The sequence below is a fragment of the Nitratidesulfovibrio oxamicus genome (genome assembly GCF_015731765.1).
Lineage (GTDB): Bacteria > Desulfobacterota > Desulfovibrionia > Desulfovibrionales > Desulfovibrionaceae > Cupidesulfovibrio > Cupidesulfovibrio oxamicus.
The window spans coordinates 1-1,402 of record NZ_VRYY01000545.1; the positions used below are offsets into that span (position 1 = coordinate 1).

Genomic DNA, 1,402 nt, shown 5'->3' on the forward strand with positions numbered 1-1,402 from the left:
GGCTCTTGCGCACGCGGTAGCCGCGTCCGCCGGTCAGGGTGCCCTCTGCCCCTGCCGGGCGCGGCGCGCTGGTGCCTGCCACCAGCAGGGCCAGCAAGGCCAGCCCCCACAGTGGGGCCGTGGAAATCCACACGGCGGGCACCGGCGATGCCAACCCCGCAAGACCCACCCCGGCCCCGGCCAGTGCGGCAAGGCATCCGGTCAGGAAACGGCGCGAACCCGGCAACTTGCGAAATTTGCAGGCCACGGCGGCGGGCAGCAGCAACACCAGCAGCAGCGGCCACAGCGCCAACAGGCGCGAGGACCAGGCCATGCCCGGCACCAGCGGCAGCAGCGCCAGAACGGCCCCGGCCAGCGAGACCACCCGCAACTGCAAGTCCGCGCTGGCCGCGTGCTCGCGGGTGTGCAGCAAATGGCGTCCCACGTGGGGCAGCAGCATCAGGGCAAGGCCGGGGGCCAGCACGCCGGGCAGGCCGCGCAGCGGAACGTATCCGGCGGGCGTGGGCGGCTGCCCCGCCACGGCCTGGGCCAGCACTGCGGCAACGAACAGGCTGGTCCACAACCGCCATTCCCCCCGTTCGAAGACGCCGCGCAGCAGGCACAGGGCCAGCACGGCCACCAGCACGCCGATCACCAGCGGTCGGGCCAGCCCGTCGTTGGTGGAGGCGGCGTTCTGGGGGGTGCGCAGCATGGGCGCAAACCACGGTCCCGGTACGCCGTCCAACTTCACGTAAACGGGCAGCGGCTTGCCCACGGGGTCGGGCAGGGTAAACACGTTGCCGCCTTCGGGGGCCTGGGCCTGCCATTCGTTGGGCTCGCCGGGCTGATTGCGTTTGGCCAGGAACAGCGTGGCGCTGCCGGGCAGGTCGCGGCCCAGGTCGAGCAGTAATTGCCGGTTCTGCCCGTCCGCGGCGCGGGGGGCCAGGGTCAGGCGCAACCAGGTGGAGCCGGAGCGGAACAGGGGCAGGCCGTTGCCCAGCGGGGTGAACCCGGCCTGGTGCGAGGGCGAGAGCAGTTCGTCAACGCTCAGTGCTCCGGTGGGGTCCACCAGGAATTCGATGAATGGGGCCAGCGGCTGGGTGGCCAGCAGTGCAGACGTATCCAGGGCCCGGGTGGCGTTGGAAAGCGCGGGGGCAGCAACTGGCGGGGCTGGCTCGGGGCGTGTTGCATTGGCGGCGGCAGCGGGTGCAGCAGTGGCGGCCTGCGCGATGCTGGGCGGCCATGTCGCAAGGCAACAGGCCAGCAGCAGCCAGGCGGCAAGTTGCCGCAGGGTGGTGCTGCGGCGAGGTGGATATGCGTGAAGCGACGGGGCGCGGGACGAGCGAGGGGGCGAAGCGATGGTCGGGGCGTGCGGCATGGTTCCGGGGGCGCGCGGGGCGCGCGGGTTGCGTGTTGACCGTGC

General features: G+C 72.4%; 1 pseudogene. It reads right to left on the reverse strand.

The features are described from left to right. Window positions 1-1,357 (reverse strand): annotated as a pseudogene (locus FVW20_RS15200) (response regulator); the annotation flags it as partial. Between the last annotated feature and the right edge of the window lie 45 nt (window positions 1,358-1,402).